The organism is Chitinophaga barathri, from assembly GCF_003807585.1.
GTDB lineage: Bacteria > Bacteroidota > Bacteroidia > Chitinophagales > Chitinophagaceae > Chitinophaga > Chitinophaga barathri.
The window spans coordinates 171,951-188,382 of sequence record NZ_RMBX01000009.1 but is presented as its reverse complement, the minus strand read 5'-3'; the positions used below and the strand labels follow the sequence as shown (position 1 = coordinate 188,382).

Here is a 16,432-nt window from a genome sequence, read left to right as displayed (position 1 = left end):
GATTATTCCCACCAGTGTGCATCGGGATAAGACACATCCAGTATCACCTGCTCGCCGATGCGGGGCAACGTAAGCCTTACGCCTTTTTCCCTGGCGCTGTTCACAGCCCTTACCGGCGGCTCGTTCCACGGGTGATAAGCCAGCGCGAATTTGCCCCAGTGTACGGGCATGATCACTTTTGACTGAAGGTCGATACCGGCCTGTACGGCTTCTTCGGGATTCATATGAATGTTCGGCCATTGGGTGTTGTACTGGCCTGATTCAAGAATGGCGATATCGAAAGGCCCGTATTTTTCACCGGTTTCGCGGAAGTGCGGGCCGTAACCGGAATCCCCGCCGATGTAGATCTTCCTGCCATTTTTTTCATATACAAAAGACGCCCATAAAGAGCCGTCGCGGCGGAAGCCCCGGCCGGAAAAGTGGCGTGCAGGCGTGGCCGTGAGTGAGGCGCCGGGGGCTATTTCCTGCCGGTTCCCCCAATCCATTTCTGTGATAAGGGAGCGGGGGATGCCGTAATGCGTGAGCGTTTTGCCGACGCCCAGCGCGGTGTATACTGCTTTTACCCGGTGGCGCAGGCGGCGGATGGTGCGCGCGTCCAGGTGGTCGTAGTGGTTATGGGTGATGATAAGGATATCGATGTCCGGAAGGTCTTTTACGCTGTATACATTACTGCCCTGGAATGCCCGGACGGTGAAAGGAACGGGAGAGGCGTTGCTGCTGAAAACGGGGTCCACGAGGATGTTTAGCCCCCTGTCCTGCAGGAGGTAAGAAGAATGCCCGAACCAGGTGATGGCCGTTTCGTTCGCCGGTGTTGTTTTCAGGTCTGTGTGTACGGAAGGAAGCGGGGCAGGGGGATACACCAGCGGGGGCTTCCGGAAAAATTTGAGCAGCAGTTTCAGCATGGATGTGCCCTTTACCATGATCTCCGTAGGCACCTGGTTGTGAAAGGTGCCGTTCCTGAAATTAGGGGATGTCCGTTCCATGAAAACGAAAGTACGTAACCAATGTCGGATTCTTACAATTTGGGAGAGGAGGTAAGCTGTACTTTAGCGGTATGATATCAATGGAAACATTCAGGGAAGTATGCCTGTCCATGCCGGAAGCATATGAAGTGCTGCATTGGGGCAACCCGGCTTTCCGTACTAAGAAACGCATTTTTGCCACTGTGCAGGAAGCCGCGCATACGGCCAATTTTGGTTTTACGCCGGAGGTGCAGGCTGCATTCTGCGGACAGGACGGGGATAGTTTTTTTCCTGTTAAAGGAGGCTGGGGCCTGCAGGGCTGGACGACCGTCCACCTGAAAAAAGTAAAAAAATCCATGCTCATCAGCGCGGTGCAGAGCGCCTGGTATGGCGCGGCGCCGGATAAGTTGCAGGAGCAGTACAGGATGCAGAACGGGTTGTGATCCCAGGGGCCTTCTGCATAAATATGATAGTATTTTGCTTTTTAGACAAAAGTAACCGGATGATAACTGTGCAATAACCGGAAAGTAGCCAGGAGACTATAGGATAGATATAGGATCGGTATAGGGTAAGCGCACTTGAGGTGGAGATGAGGTGGACTTGATCCGGCGTAAAACCGGGTAATATACCATCGGGGGCGGGCTAAACAGTAGGTGTGCCGGCGTTCATCAGCCCGCCTGTTCCGTTACAGGATCGTCAGGTTTTTCGCCCTGTAGGGTTGTATCTCCGCGCTGTCCGCGGGCAGTTCTGTGATCAGGTAATGTATCTCCTGCAGGTCAGCGATCTTCATTTTCATGGAGGAGTTCAGCTTCTCGGAAATAGCCAGGATGGCCACTTTGTCCGCCGCTTTGATCATCGCTTTTTTTACCTGGATGGTTTCCCAGTCGGAGTCCGTCAGCCCGTTTGCCGGGTCAATGGCGTTGGTGCCGATGATACAGAGATCCGCTTTGATATTGGACAAATATTCGAACACTTCCCCGCTCACGGTCATCTGGCTGTAGGTGGATATCTGCCCGCCGATCACGATCGTTTTGATCATCGGTTTATCCAGCAGCTCCACGGCGGAGAGAACGTTTACAGTAATAAAAGTAGCCCGCAGGGTGGCAGGTATCTTTTTGATGAACTCGCGGATGGTAGTGCCGCCGCCGATCAGCACGATCATATCGTCCTGCAGCAGCTGCAGTGTTTTTTCCGCGATCACCACTTTGTTGTTCTGCGCGTAGGTTTCGGATTCATGCCCGTAATGATAGGCGATGGACATAGCGCCGCCTTTGATCTTCACCACTTCACCATCTTCCGCCAGCTCGTTCACATCGCGGCGGATGGTGTCTTCAGATACATTGATGAGGTTCACCAGGTCGCTGTACGTGATCCTGGTGTGAATATTCACCTGTTTGATAATCAGTTCCTTCCTGGCCTTTTTAGTCAGGGAAACCGGGGGTAACTGGTCCTGCGTGTTCGTGTCCATAGTCATCTAAAAATTGCTCTTGCGGTTGATAGTTAGTGAAAATTCTCAGCTTTTGCAAAGTTTTACCCTTCTTTCTTTCAACTTCCAGCCTGTTTATCGGGCAAAAATAAGACATAACAGGACAAATTTGCACTTTTTTCGCTTATCTGCATAAAGTGAAAGGGTTTGTGTACCATTTACATAGCATTAAATTATTGTTAACCAATGGTATAATTATTTTCCTCGCTAAAATTCTGCAAGGATTGGGTAATTATTTTGCACAATATGCAAATAAATGCTGCAAATAATTTGCAATACTGCTTGTATTGACTATTTTTAGTGCAGGAATTTGCATTATTCGAAATATTTATCAACCAAACCACAGCGATGAAAACAATTCAACTGGCTGCCTTTCCAAAACTGCTATTGTTGCTATGCAGTATGCTCCTTTGCCTGGAAAGTATAGCCCAATCCCCGCTTAAGATCACCGGCACCATTACCGGCCCCGATGGACAAAAGATCATCGGAGCCACCATTTCCGTCGCCAACGCGAAAGGGGTAGGTACCGTATCGGACGCGGAAGGAAACTTCTCCCTCTCTATTCCCGATCCCAAACCGCCGGTTACCCTCGTGGTTACGTTTATCGGTTTCGACAAAACCTCCGTTACCCTGCAATCCGGCCAGACGCAGGTGAACATCACCCTCGCTGAAAACACCAAAGCCCTCAACGAAGTGGTGGTGACCGCGCTCGGTATCAAAAAGGCGCGTAAAGCAGTCACCTACGCGGTGTCTGAAGTTAAAGGCGCAGACCTCACTCAGGCGCGTGAGATCAACGTAGCGGACGGGCTTGCGGGCAAAGTAGCCGGCGTATCCGTGTCCAGCCTGGCAGGCGGCCCCGGCAGCTCCAGCAGGGTCGTTATTCGCGGCAACGGTTCCTTCGGGTCGGACAACCAGCCGCTGTACGTGATCAACGGCATGCCTATCGACAACTCCACCACCAACACGCCAGCCAGCGGCAATGCCTCCATTGGCCTGAATGCGGACCGTGGCGACGGTATCGCGGGCATCAACCCTGACGACATTGAAACCATCACCGTACTGAAAGGCGCCACCGCTTCCGCCCTCTACGGCTCGCGGGCCGCCAACGGCGTTATTATGATCACCACCAAACGCGGCGTGAAACAAAAAGGCATCGGCCTGGAATACAACTCCACGCTCACCATGGAAACGCCCGGCGTGATCCCGGACTGGCAATATGAATACGGCCAGGGCCAGCGCGGCACCAAACCCGTTACAAAAGACGATGCCATCAACACCGGCCGTCTTTCCTGGGGCCCGAAACTGGACGGCAGCAACGTAATGCAGTTCGACGGGGTGGCAAGGCCTTATGTAGCGCAGAAAGACAATATCAAAAACTTCTACCGCACCGGCACCACCTTTACTAATACGGTAGCCGCCACCGGCGGGGGAGATGTGGCGCAGTACCGCCTGTCTTTGTCCGACATGAACAATCACGGCCTGGTGCCCAACTCGGAGCTGAATAAAAAGATCATGAGCCTGAGCGTGGTGGCCAATCTCCACAAACGTTTACAGGTAGATGGTTACGCACAATACAACATCGAAAAGGCCCGCAACCGCGCGAATGTATCCGATGCGCCGGGCAACCCGAACTGGGGTACTTATATGATCGCGAACAACGTGGATGTGCGCAGCCTCGACCCCGGTTATGATAAGATCACCGGTAGCGAAACGTTGTGGAATCCTTCCGGTTTCGCCAGCAACCCGTATTTCGTGGTGAACAAATTTATCAACGACGACGACCGCAACCGTTTCATCGGCAACGTAAGCGTGCGTTACAGCATCCTGGACAATCTCTTCATCCGCGGCCGTGTGAACCATGACTATACGATGCTGAACTGGACAGGTATTGTGCCTTCCGGCACAGCTTATGCGCCCAAAGGGTTTTACCAGCAGCAGACCAACGGCATCACCGAAACAAACGGTGAGCTGACGTTGAATTACCAGGGACGCCTCGGCAAAAACTTCTCCCTGGATGTACTGGCCGGCGGCAACAGGCGCAAAGCGATCTCCAAAAACACGATCCTGCTCGGCAATGACTTCTCCGTGCCCGGCTTCTACGATCCTTCGAACGTGGTAAGCCTCACGAGTACCAACCAGCTGATCCGTTCTTCCGTAAACTCGCTTTTCGGTTCTATCGATTTCGGGTATAAAGACATGTTGTTCATCACCGCCACCGGCCGCAACGACTGGTTCTCCACCCTCGACCCGAAAAATAACAACATCTTTTATCCTTCAGTAGGCGCCAGTTTCCTGCTGTCCGAAGCAGCCACGCTGCCCGGGTGGATCAACTACGCCAAGATCCGCACCTCATGGGCGCAGGTAGGCGGCGGCGCACCGGCGGCATATGCGCTGAACCAGACCTACAGCCTCGTAGCGGGCGGCGGTCACCTCGGCCAGCCTTTGCAGGCGCCCACGCAAACGTCGGGCACCACTTCAGGCCTGTTGCAGGCGCCGAATGCGAACTTAAAACCTTACACTTCCCGCACGATAGAAGCCGGCTTTGAAGCGCGTTTCCTGAATGGCAGACTGAGCGCAGACTTCGCTTATTACGACCGTCTTACTACAGACGATATCGTGAACGTGAGCATTTCTCCCGGTTCCGGTTACAATTCCACCCTCATCAACGTGGGCGAGATGAGCAACAAAGGAGTGGAACTGATGCTGAGCGGCGTTCCCGTAAGAGGCAAGAACTTCAGCTGGGAAGTGACCTTCACCGGCGCTTACAATAAAAACGAAGTGCTGCAACTGGCGGACGGCCTGGACCGCATCCAGATGGACGCAGCGGTGAACAGCTACGCTTTTATTTTCGCGGAAGTGGGTAAACCCTACAGCACCATCAAAGGATATAAAGTAAAAAGGAACGCGCAGGGGCTGCCGATCTACAAACCCAATGGCTGGGAAGTAGCGACCGGTCTTGAAGACCTCGGCACCGGTGTAGCTCCCTGGACGGGTGGTGTCACGAACAGTTTCGCTTACAAACGGCTTAACCTGAGCTTCCTGGTAGACGCGCGTTTTGGCGGCCAGGTATACTCCGGTACGAACCTGTATGCCACCCGCTTTGGCCTCAATAAGATCACGCTCCCCGGCCGCGACGGCGGTTTGACTGTGAGCGGCGTGGATGAGCTGGATCATCCTTTCAGCACCACCATTCAGTATCCTGATCTGCAGGCGTATTATGACAACTACAAATTCCAGTCAGAGCGTTTTGTGTATTCTTCCGATTTCGTAAAACTGCGCCAGGTGGTGCTGGGTTACAGCATCCCGGTGGAGAAGATACCATTTGTGAAATTCCAGTCCCTGTCGCTGTCTTTCGTGGCAAGGAACCTGGCGATACTGCACAAAAAAACGCCGAACATCGATCCTGAATCTACTTTCAATAACTCCAACTCACAGGGCTTTGAAATGTTCGGGGTGCCGCGTACGCGCAGCTTCGGGCTGAACCTGATGGTAAAATTGTAGTAAACGATTAAAACGAAATGATTATGCAACGAATTGCCAGATATACATACACGCTCCTGCTGGGAGCAGCGCTGGGGCTTACGTCCTGCGACAAGGATTTTGAGGAGCTGAATACTAACCCGAATGCATCCACGGAGCCGAATGTGGATATGTTGTTTTCCCAGAGTATCCTGAAAGGGAACTATGTGTACGACCGCGTGTATTTCTACACCTCGTACCTCACCTGCGGCAACTACATCCAGCACTTCGCCACCGGCAAGGAAATCACCGTGGCCGGCTCCGGCGACAAATACGGGGTGTATGATTTTTACCAGGGTTTTTATTTCCGGTACACTTACACAAACGTGCTCACGACGATCACCGAGCTGATAAAGGCTGCTGATAAACAGCCCGAGCTGGTGAATAAAAAAGCCGCCGCGCGCATCTGGCGGGTGATGATCATGCAGCGTATCACGGACCTGTATGGCGATGTGCCTTTTACCGACGCGAACAAAGCCACTTCTGACCTTAATTTTTTCCCGAAATACGATCCGCAGGGCGAGATATACGACGGCCTGCTGAGAGAACTGGAAAGCGCCATCGCTTCTTTTAGTGATACGCAGGTGAAATACGGCAAAGCGGATTTTATCTATGAAGGCAGCATTCCGAAATGGAAAAAATTCGGTTACTCCCTGATGCTCCGCCTGGCGATGCGCATGACGAAAATAGCGCCGGAGAAAGCAAGGGAGTGGGCGACCAAAGCCATTGCCGGTGGCGTGATCACGACAGAAGTGGACCAGGCGGTCATAAAGTATACGAACGGCCCGCAGACGTACAACGACAACCCGGTAGCGTTTGAGCTGGTAGGGCAGGAGTATCAGCCCGGCTTCAACGGCGACAGGAATACGGAGTATGGCAAATACAGCAAAACGTTCATCGACTTCCTGCAAACCCGCAATGATCCGCGCCTGCCGGTAGTAGCGGTAGTGTGGAACGGGGCGAATGCGGATACTTCCTCCGCGGTGCAGAAAGGCATGCCCAACGGCACCAATGGCAAACCCGCGAACTTCGTAACGTTCTCCGAGCCTAATCCCGCCACTATCCTGCAATATTCGGCGCCGCTGATCGCACTGTCCGCCGCGGAAATGAATTTCCTGCTGAGCGAGGCCATCCTGCGCGGCTGGGCTACCGGTAATGCAGCTGATGCATACAGGACGGGCATCGAGATATCCATGCGGAACTGGGCGCTGTTCGGCGCGGGCGGCGTGATCGCCCCGGCGAAGATCAATGCTTATACCACAGCCAATGCGCTGAATACCGGCGGCACGTTTGACGCGCAGATGAACCAGATCCACTCACAGTTCTGGGTGGCTTCCCTGCTGGACGAGCAGGAGGCTTATGCCAACTGGCGTCGCACAGGTTACCCGCAGCTTACGCCGGTGAACTTCCCGGGCAATGCCACCGGCGGTACGATCCCGCGCAGGCTGCCTTATCCCGTGCAGGAGCAGGGCATCAACAAAAGGAACTACGATGCAGCGATTGCCCGCCAGGGTGCGGACCTGCTCACTACAAGGGTTTGGTGGGACAAACAATAATTCATGCGATCATTTATCCTCACTATATACTTTTTCATCACCTATGCAGCTGTACAGGCCCAACAGATCAGCGCTTCCGAAACGGGAGCGCTGATCCCGGCGCCTGTGTCCGCGAAATACGCGGGCAACAGTTACGTGATTCAAAAAGGCACAGCTTTTTATAACACAACTGAATTGCAACCCGCGGCGGACCTGCTCGCGATGTACATTCAACATGCCGGTATTCAAACGACCGGCGTTTCCAGTCAGGCATCCGGGAAGGACGGCATCCGTTTTCGTATAGATTCCGTTGCCGTTCCACAACCGGAAGGTTACCGCTTATCCATCAACCAACACCAGATCGACATCACCGCACATGATGCGGCCGGCGCATACCACGCCGTGCAGACGTTGCGGCAGAGCTGGCGCAAAAGCCCCGGTAAACTCAGCGTCCCGGGCGGCGTGATTGAAGATTATCCCCGTTTCCACTACAGGGGCATGCACCTGGACGTGAGCCGTCATTTTTTTGCGGTGGGCTACATCAAAAAGTTCATCGACAGTCTTGCCCTTTACAAGTTCAACAACTTTCACTGGCATCTCACGGATGACCAGGGCTGGCGCATCGAGATCAAAAAATATCCGGCGCTGCAAACTATCGCCGCATGGCGGAATGAAACGCTCATCGGCCACAAAAAAGAATTACCGCACCGCTTCGACGGCAAACGTTACGGCGGTTATTATACACAGGCAGAGATCAAAGAAGTGGTGGCTTATGCCGCCGCACGCGGCATCAACGTGATACCCGAAATAGAAATGCCCGGCCACGCACTGGCCGCACTGGCCGCATATCCTCAGTTGGGCTGCACCGGCGGCCCCTACCAGGCCGCTACTTTCTGGGGCGTGTTCGACGATGTGTTCTGCGCGGGGAAAGACAGTGTGTTCACCTTCCTGGAAGGTGTGCTGGATGAAGTGATGGAGCTTTTTCCTTCCCCATATATCCACATCGGCGGGGACGAATGCCCTAAGACACGATGGAACGCCTGCCCCGCCTGTAAGGCGCGCATGGCGCAGGAAAAACTGCCGGATGTGGATGCGTTGCAGAGTTATTTTATCCGCCGCATCAATGCCTATGTACAGCGCAAAGGCCGTCATATCATCGGCTGGGACGAGATACTGGAAGGCGGCCTGGCGCCCGGCGCCACGGTGATGAGCTGGCGCGGGACTGAAGGCGCGGAATCGGCGGCCGCGCAAAAACACCACGTGATCATGACGCCGGAAGACGAACTTTATTTTGATCATTACCAATCATTATACCCGGAGGAGCAGCTGGCGGCGGGCGGATACACTCCCTTGCAGGAGGTATACGCCTACGAGCCGCCCCTGAAGCACTTTATACAGGGCATCCAGGGGCAGGTGTGGAGTGAATACCTGTCCACGGAGCAAAGGGCGGATTATATGATCTACCCACGTATGCTGGCCCTTGCGGAAGTAGCCTGGAGCCCGCAAAGCATAAGGGATTACGTGAGTTTCAGGCGTAGGCTCAAAAAACGCAGTACGGCCGTGCAGTACGAAGAAGTGACATACCGGATAGAAGAATGCAGGCCGGGGCAGTTACGCGTGTCCCTGCGCGGCGGCGGCGATATTCATTACACCACGGATGGTACAACGCCCTCCGTAAAAAGCAGGAAGTATACAGGCCCGATCCTCATCACCCGCAATGCTGAGTTGAAGGCCGTCGTGATACAACAAGGAAAACCGGCAGGCCGGATGTTCCGTCAGTCCTTTCAGATGCACCAGGCGGTGGGGGCCGCCATCAAACTGAAACAGGCGCCCAATAGCCGGTATGCCGAAAACGCAGGTATACTGGTGAACGGGGTGTCAGGCTCGGACCGCTACAATGACCGGCAATGGCTGGGCTTCAGCGGCCGTGACCTGGAAGCCGTGATTGACCTGGGCTCCGTACGCAGCATACAGCAGGTGGGAGCAAACATTCTGAACTATCACTGGCAAAGAATGTGGGAGCCTGCTGTTTTGCAATTTCATACCTCACCGGACGGTGTTCATTATACGCTCGCGGCCACGCAACAGGCTTTCCCGGCAAACGGCATCAACGCCATACGGCTGCGGGTGCCACCGCTGCGCGCACGGTACGTGAAAGTGACCGCGCTGCACAAAGGCGTTATTCCCACCGGGGAATATGGCGCGGGCGGCAATGGCTTATTGATGGTGGATGAATTGTATGTGGACTAAATAAAATGGAAAAACCGAAAGCATGGCCTTTGTGATCGTCGTTTGTTGTATTGTTTTACTGATACTGCTGCTCACCTGGGGGAAGATGAATGCTTTCCTGGCCTTCCTCGTAGTATCCGTCGTGACGGGCATCTGGCTGGGCATACCCGTGCAGAAGATACCCGCCGCTTTACAAAAAGGCATCGGCGATACGGTGGGCGGCCTGCTGGTAATACTGGCGCTGGGCGCCATGCTCGGTAAACTGGTGGCGGAAAGCGGCGCGGCTAAACAGATCGCGCAGTCGCTGATGGACAGCTTTGGCGCGAAGTATGTGCAATGGGCTTTGCTCGTGGCTGGTTTTATCATCGGCATCCCGCTGTTTTACGGGGTGGGTTTTGTACTGATGGTGCCGCTGATCTTTTCGGTGATATACCGTTATAAATTACCGGCCGTGTACATCGGGCTGCCGGCATTGGCCGCATTGTCCGTCACGCATGGGTTTTTACCGCCGCATCCTTCACCGGTGGCGCTGGTTGGCCAGTTTCAGGCGAATATGGGACTGACGCTGATCTATGGGCTGATAGTGGCGGTGCCGGCCATTATCATTGCCGGACCGGTATTTTCTATCTGGCTAAAACGTATACCCGCCGGGCCTTTGCAGTTGTTTAAACCGGAGGAAGAGGGGAGCGGGAACAAACATGGAAATTCAACGAACAGTTTGGAAGCCTCCGGCAAAATGGGCGGATCATCCACAGCCGAAGCTCCCGCTGTTCCTGCAACGCCGGCCAAAGCCATCAGTTTCCTGACGGCCCTGCTGCCCGTGCTGTTGCTTATTGTTACGACATTATTACAACTGGCCGCGCCGGGCACGCCCTGGCTGCAATTTGCCGGGGAAGCGCCGGTAGTGATGCTTTTCTGTGTGCTGGTGGCCGCTTATACACTGGGCCCGTTACAGGGCAGATCTATCAAAACGGTGATGGGGATTTATGGCGAGGCGGTGAAAGATATTGCCATGATCCTGCTGATCATTGCGGGCGCGGGTGCGCTCAAACAGGTGTTATCGGACAGTGGCGTAAGTTTGCAGATCGCCGAAGCGATGCGCGGCTGGCATGTGCACCCGCTGGTGCTGGGCTGGCTGATGGCCGCTATCATCCGCGCCTGTGTAGGCTCCGCGACTATCGCCGGGATTACGGCCGCGGGTATGGTAGCGCCGCTGGTGGCGCAGGGCCTGGCAAGCCCTGAGCTGATGGTGCTATCCGTTGGCGCGGGAAGCCTCATGTTCTCACACGTGAACGATGCAGGCTTCTGGATGTTTAAAGAATATTTTAACCTGAGCCTGAAACATACCCTGCTTTCCTGGTCCGTCATGGAGACGATCGTGGGCATTGCGGGGCTGGCGGGTGTTATGTTACTGGATACAATCTTATAAAAACAGAATATCGTATGAATTACAATGCAGAAGAGCAGCTGGAGAAAACGGGGTTGATACTCCCGCCCGCACCTACACCACTGGGCGTTTACAAACCTTACCTGGTAGACGGGAAGTACCTGTACCTCTCCGGGCACGGCCCCGTACAAAACGACAAGTCCCTGATCATCGGGCGTATCGGGAAAGACATGGACATAGAAGCGGGCAAGCTCGCCGCGCGGCAGGTGGGCCTCACCATGCTGTCCACCATCAAAACGCACATCGGCAGCCTCAATAAGGTAAAACGGGTGATCAAGCTATTGGGTATGGTGAACTGTACGCCTGATTTTGAAAGACATCCTTATGTGATCAACGGCTGCAGCGAACTGTTTGCCGAAGTATGGGGCACAGAAAACGGCATTGGCGTAAGGAGCGCTGTAGGCTTCGGTTCCCTGCCGGACAATATTCCTGTCGAAATAGAAGCATTATTTGAATTGCATTGATTGGCGGTCCCGGTATCACGGAAAATATCTATTTTTCCAAAAAATGAAGGATCATGAATAACCGCCTCACAGCATTCGGTGAGTTTTTGCTCCGGCTTCATTGCAGCGATGACAAACGTTTCCTGCAATCTACCGGTTTTACGCCCTGGTATGCGGGCGCTGAAGCGAACCTCTGCGTGCTGCTGGCGAGGCTGGGCATTCAAACGCAATATATTACCCGCGTGCCGGAAAACGACCTGGCGGCAGCGGGCATACACCAGTTAAAAGGTCACGGCGTTGGAACGGATCATATCCTGTACGGAGGGCACAAGCTGGGCCTTTATTTCACCGAAACAGGCAATTTTATCCGTTCCACGCGCGTGATCTACGACCGGGCGGGAAGCGCTTTCACAGAACTGGAACCGGGCATGATCAACTGGGATAAAGTACTGGAAGGCCAGCAGTATTTCCACTGGACGGGCGTAGCCGCCGCAGTGTCCGCCTCCGCCGCCGAAGTATGCGGTGAAGGGATCCGGGCGGCACAACAAAAAAACATGACCATCAGCGCGGATTTTAACTACCGCGCCACGCTCTGGCAATACGGCAAAAGCCCCGCTGAAGTAATGCCCGCCCTGCTTCAGCCCAGCCATGTAGCCGTTGCGGACCTCGATGCATTAAAAGTATATTTCAATATCAGAACGGATGAAACCCTTTCCTGGCAGGATAAATTCATCAGCGCATGTAACCAGCTGAAAACGTATATGCCGCACCTTCGTACATTGGGCATGAGTTTCCGCCTCCCCGAAGGCGACAACCTGCTTTATACCGGCGCTATTATGCACAACGGCCAGCCGTATTTCAGTGATCTGAAAGTAGCCATGCCTCCGGTAAAAGAGCCTATCGGCACAGGCGATGCTTTCACAGCCGGCATGTTATTTGAGCTGATAAATCAGGCATCTCCGCAACAAATCATCAACTTTGCAGCAGCCTGCGGGGTACTCAAACAAAGCATTCCCGGCGACTGGGCGCTGATCAGCAAAGAGGAAATAAATGCATTGATAGCCGGCGGAATTTCCGGGAGAGTATCCCGTTAGGCCCCCCGGAAAATGATGTTTATTCACCTCCGGGCCTCTTCAGATAGGGTTAAAGTGGATTTTGAGGCCAATTTTCTCTATTCTAAGTCCGGGTAAAGTCCGGGTAAAGTCCAAGTAAAGTCCAAGTAAAGTCCAGGTAAAGTCCAAGTAAAGTCCAGGTATGCAGCTAGTGTGCCGCTATAATACCGTTGTAATGCCGCTCTCATACCGCTCTCATACCGTCTTCTAACTGCCCTTCTATGGCCTTGAACCGCTTTTATATTACCTCCTGGCCCTCCAGACCAGTTGTATGCCGCCCGTCCCGCACTTTGCACGGCTCCGGTAACCATCTTCTGATAGCATACATACAAGGCCCGCATTGAATTGCCGTATCAAGCCCTGCAACGGATGCCCGAGCTTCTCCTCACTTAAACGACAGTCCCAGCTCTTTCCTCCTCTGTTTGCTCACGTCCATTTTTAACGGCCATAATTGCAGCTGTGCCCAGGCACGCGATGCATCGAATACATGCAGCTGAAGATTGTTGGGGAACGCACTGAGCCAGCGGTCTCTTACATAATATAGTATCTCCCCATTGTCAGACAGCCCGTAACGGTCGTTTGCCGTGAGCTGCATGGCGGTCTTTTCTTCCATGTTCCTGCCCAGGAGGATGAGTTTGTTCTGCCTGGTGAGTATCAGCAGCTCATCTTTTTCCCGGTTATACTGGAGCGTTACAAACCCGTCCGGATGCGTATAGGGGGGCGCTGTTTGCCTGCCGGTGAGATCGCGGCGCCAGAGCGTGTCATAAGGCATTTCGGGAGATTTATACCAGGGCAGCCAGGAATCCCTGAAATAGATGGATGTCAGTGTGTCAAAGGGGTGGATGTAGTCGTTCAATCTAATGTTGCGGCTGATGAAAGTATTTTTATCAAAGTTAGCCGCTACCAGCGTCTCGTCGAACCGCCGCCGGGAATTATCCTTCATATCTATCAGTTCTACCACTTCTTTGTAAAAGGATATTTTTTTCCTCGCCAGCAGTTTTTTAATCTTCACACTGCCATATGCATATGCATAATCATAATAACCGCCGGCCAGGAACCGTAGTGTATCCCTGCCATCCAGTATGTTGATGTCACTGCCATTGCCCCAGATCAGATGCCCGTCCTCCGTAAAGTCCCCGAAAAGCACATTCTGGACCTGGTGCATGATATGGCCGTCTGAATTGTAGACGTTCATATAACTTATCGTTTCGTGGGTTTCATCCAGCGTAAGTAATTGCGTGAAGTCCCGCGAACTGGTGACAGTAACGCTGGAAGGCAGGTAAGCGAGGTGCTGCCCTTTGTCATCCAGCAATTGGGCTTTTTTGACGAGAAAACCGTCCGGGTCCATTTCAACATAGGGCACCATCAGGTTGCCATTGTCTGTAAAACGTACGCGGTAGGAATCGAACTCTGTGAATGGCCCGTCTTCCAGGTCATCATAAGCATGAAGGTACCGTCTGGGCCCGCCCAGGCGGATAGTGTCCACCGTTCCGTTCACACAATCAAACAGTAAAAATTCATTAGGCAGCGGGGATTCAGGCTGGTAGGGCTGGTCCTGCGCATCTTCCTCCTGTTCTTCCTGCTTGATCAGGCTATAATTTTGCGGTTTGTTGGACCATTTGGATTTTGATGCGCCTTTTTTCTTTTCCGGTTGTTCTTCTACGCCTTTATACGCCAATAGCAGTATGTTGGGGCGGTTGGTGAAATAAACATAATTGATGTCTCCGAATGAGCCGATATTTTTTCTGTTGTTGACGTCTATGTTTTCTCCTTTATTGTTAAAGACAACATAATGTCTCTGCTTGGAACGTACATTGTCACCGGTGGAATCCAGCACGATAAAATTCCCGTCCGCCGAAATGTCGATCCTGCCCGGTTCTATCAGGGATACGGTCAGTAGTTTGGAATACTTGCTGAACTTGCCCTGGATGGCCTGCGTCTGCATAAATTCCAGCAGCTTCTGGTTCACTTTATTGGTGTCTTCCCCATAAACTTTTTCCTTGATAGGGCCAAAGAGGTTGAGCGCTTCTTTGGGGTCGAGGTTTTTCATTTCATAACCCATGAACACCAGGCTTTCGTTTCGGTTAAATTCCCGGCGGAGCATTTGTGAATAGAAATACAAACCGGTGGAAGCGACCAGCAGGATGCCGCCCAGTACCCAGCCCCATTTCCAGCGGCGCTGGCGTTCCTTGAGCTTTTGCAGCTTCTGCGCTTCGGCCGCCCGTACCTGCGCGATCCGGTCCCTTTGCTGTACGCTCGCTTCGTAGAACGCGATGATCTCCGCCGGAAGGTTCAGCTGTTCCATAAACGGCCGGTACGATTCGATCTCTTTATTGGAAAGCAGTTCGCTGATCTTGTTTTGATAACCGGTATAGCGGCTGCGTATCTGCTGGTCCGTAAAACCGGCCCTGCGCTGGTCTTCCGTGCGCCTGGCGTCTATCAGCCCCGCCAGCACATCATGCGCCAGCTCGTAGGTAAGCCCTTCCGTACGCAGTATTTTGTTTTTCTCCATTTCGGCAAGGCAGCGTATCATCAGGTTGCCGGGGCGTTTCAGGAGATAGGGCGGCACCTGCCCGGTGAACCAGATGCCGTTGTTGATCCTGACGTATGCCAGCGGTCTTTTGGTGCCTTCGGCCGTTACAAATGCATCCAGTACGTTGCTCACGAAGTCTTCGGGTACGCCCGTGAATTCTTTTTCCAGCAGGTCCTGTATCACGGTGATGCGCTCGCGCACAAACCGTTCCAGTACTTCCTGCATACCGCCGAACCGTTTGATGATAGCATTGTTGAACGTCAGCGCGGGATAGGCTTTGCCAGGGGCCGTTGTTTTTACCGGCGTGATCATGTACACGGAGCGCCACAGCTGGTCCAGGTAGATCTGGAGATAGGGGAGGCTTACAATACCTTTTTCCATCAGCACGCTGATAATCTGTTTTGCATTTTCCGGGCCTTCCTGCAGGCTGATGGAAAATTCTTCGCAGCTTTTGGTGATCACTTCTTCCACGTTCCGCGCGTTCATAGCCTCTATGCGCAGGCGGCGGTCGCAGAAGTCCGGTATTTCTTTTTCAAAATCGCTGAGGCCCGCAAAAAACTCTTCCCGCATGATGAACAGCAGGCTGCAAAACTGCAGGTCCGGGTCCGTCAGTATATGATCGATGATGTCGATGAAGGTTTTCTTTTCCGCCTCGCTGCCCATGATGAGCAATTCCTCGAACTGGTCGAAGATGAGGTATACGGAACGCAGGTACCGCAGGTTCACATTTTTGAGGGTTTCGTATACCTGGTCGCAGACGTTGCTGGTTTTGATGATGTTGGTAGAAGGGCGGGGGCTTGGCGCCTGTATGAGCACGCTTTTGCCGGTGAGCGCGGCCGTTACGCCGGTTTCTGCTTCTGTTTTGTTGCTGATTGCTTTTTTGAGATTATTGAGCAGCGAATCATTGATATTATCGCCCCGGCGGATAAAAAAAGGCGTCCAGTCTATATCGTCCATCCGGTTCATGAGCCCGCACTGTACTATGCTTGTTTTGCCGGTGCCGCTGGTGCCGTATACCAGCACCAGCCTGTTTTTGTGAATGTGCTGGTACAGCTGGTTGATCTCCTCGTCCCGTCCGAAGAAAATATTATAATCTTCCCTGCCGTAAGGGTCCAGAAATTTAAAGGGGCTGTTGATGATCGGTTCCATATCTGGCTGAAGGGGTT

At 53.3% G+C, this 16,432-nt stretch carries 10 protein-coding genes; 7 read left to right on the top strand and 3 right to left on the bottom strand.

Features of this window, described 5'->3' with window-relative positions; all coding sequences use genetic code 11:
- Nucleotides 1-2: 2 nt before the first annotated feature.
- On the bottom strand, nucleotides 3-983 hold the full coding sequence (locus EG028_RS17295; protein WP_120517791.1) for an MBL fold metallo-hydrolase: 981 nt from the start codon (nucleotides 981-983) through the stop codon (nucleotides 3-5).
- Nucleotides 984-1,063: 80 nt separating this feature from the next.
- Here EG028_RS17295 and EG028_RS17290 point away from each other — a divergent pair, with 80 nt between their 5' ends.
- Entirely contained in the window at nucleotides 1,064-1,405 is a 342-nt protein-coding gene (locus EG028_RS17290) for an MmcQ/YjbR family DNA-binding protein (protein WP_162946559.1), read from the top strand.
- Between the two features lie 242 nt (nucleotides 1,406-1,647).
- Here the strand turns inward: EG028_RS17290 and EG028_RS17285 are convergent, their stop codons facing one another.
- A complete protein-coding gene (locus EG028_RS17285; RefSeq protein WP_120517912.1) occupies nucleotides 1,648-2,430 on the bottom strand; it encodes a DeoR/GlpR family DNA-binding transcription regulator in 783 nt (260 codons plus the stop codon).
- A gap of 366 nt (nucleotides 2,431-2,796) precedes the next feature.
- Here EG028_RS17285 and EG028_RS17280 point away from each other — a divergent pair, with 366 nt between their 5' ends.
- From EG028_RS17280 to EG028_RS17255, 6 genes are read left to right on the top strand one after another with little or no spacing between them, the layout of a single operon-like run.
- Entirely contained in the window at nucleotides 2,797-5,949 is a 3,153-nt protein-coding gene (locus tag EG028_RS17280; RefSeq protein ID WP_123864701.1) for a SusC/RagA family TonB-linked outer membrane protein, read from the top strand.
- A 23-nt stretch (nucleotides 5,950-5,972) separates the two neighbouring features.
- Nucleotides 5,973-7,523 carry a SusD/RagB family nutrient-binding outer membrane lipoprotein gene (locus tag EG028_RS17275; RefSeq protein ID WP_120517913.1) on the top strand — a complete coding sequence of 517 codons (1,551 nt, stop codon included), beginning with the start codon at nucleotides 5,973-5,975 and terminating at the stop codon, nucleotides 7,521-7,523.
- Between the two features lie 3 nt (nucleotides 7,524-7,526).
- The gene (locus EG028_RS17270; RefSeq protein ID WP_120517794.1) at nucleotides 7,527-9,752 is read left to right on the top strand and encodes a beta-N-acetylhexosaminidase; all 2,226 of its coding nucleotides are present in this window, start codon (nucleotides 7,527-7,529) and stop codon (nucleotides 9,750-9,752) included.
- A gap of 22 nt (nucleotides 9,753-9,774) precedes the next feature.
- Nucleotides 9,775-11,160 (top strand): gluconate:H+ symporter, encoded by a 1,386-nt coding sequence (locus EG028_RS17265; protein ID WP_120517795.1) that lies wholly within the window; start codon nucleotides 9,775-9,777, stop codon nucleotides 11,158-11,160.
- A 14-nt stretch (nucleotides 11,161-11,174) separates the two neighbouring features.
- Nucleotides 11,175-11,642 (top strand): RidA family protein, encoded by a 468-nt coding sequence (locus EG028_RS17260; RefSeq protein ID WP_120517796.1) that lies wholly within the window; start codon nucleotides 11,175-11,177, stop codon nucleotides 11,640-11,642.
- 53 nt (nucleotides 11,643-11,695) lie between these two features.
- A complete protein-coding gene (locus EG028_RS17255; protein ID WP_120517797.1) occupies nucleotides 11,696-12,715 on the top strand; it encodes a sugar kinase in 1,020 nt (339 codons plus the stop codon).
- Between the two features lie 403 nt (nucleotides 12,716-13,118).
- On the opposite strand, the gene EG028_RS17250 is transcribed toward EG028_RS17255, so the two are convergent.
- Nucleotides 13,119-16,415 carry an ATP-binding protein gene (locus EG028_RS17250; RefSeq protein ID WP_120517798.1) on the bottom strand — a complete coding sequence of 1,099 codons (3,297 nt, stop codon included), beginning with the start codon at nucleotides 16,413-16,415 and terminating at the stop codon, nucleotides 13,119-13,121.
- Nucleotides 16,416-16,432 lie beyond the last annotated feature (17 nt).